This is a genomic window from Nostocoides veronense, assembly GCF_039531185.1.
Classification (GTDB): Bacteria; Actinomycetota; Actinomycetes; order Actinomycetales; family Dermatophilaceae; genus Nostocoides_A; species Nostocoides_A veronense.
Window position 1 is genome coordinate 1 of record NZ_BAAAPO010000017.1, and the last position, 308, is coordinate 308.

Consider the following 308-nt stretch of genomic DNA (forward strand, 5'->3'; position numbering starts at 1 on the left):
GTCCGGCTCGCGGCGTGAGTCGTGGACGGTGGTTGGTGAGGACGGGCAGCTCGTGGAGCCGGCCGAGCAGTTCCTGTCGTTCTTGACCGATGCGGGACGGTCACCGAACACGGTCAAGGCGTACGCCCATGACCTGAGGGACTGGTTCGCCTTCCTCGCCGGTCGTGCGCTGGACTGGGCCGCGGTGACGGTCGAGGACGTCGCGGCGTTCGTGGCGTGGCTGCGGCTGCCACCTTCAGCGCGTGGCGCAGGGGTGGCGGTGCTGCCGCTGGGCGAGCATTGTTCGGCTGCGACGATCAACCGCAAGC

General features: G+C 69.5%; 1 protein-coding gene. It reads left to right on the plus strand.

Annotation, left to right across the window (positions count from 1 at the left end):
• Nucleotides 1–52: 52 nt before the first annotated feature.
• On the plus strand, nucleotides 53–308 hold a 256-nt coding region (locus ABD225_RS05720), incomplete at its 3' end, for a site-specific integrase (RefSeq protein ID WP_344082379.1).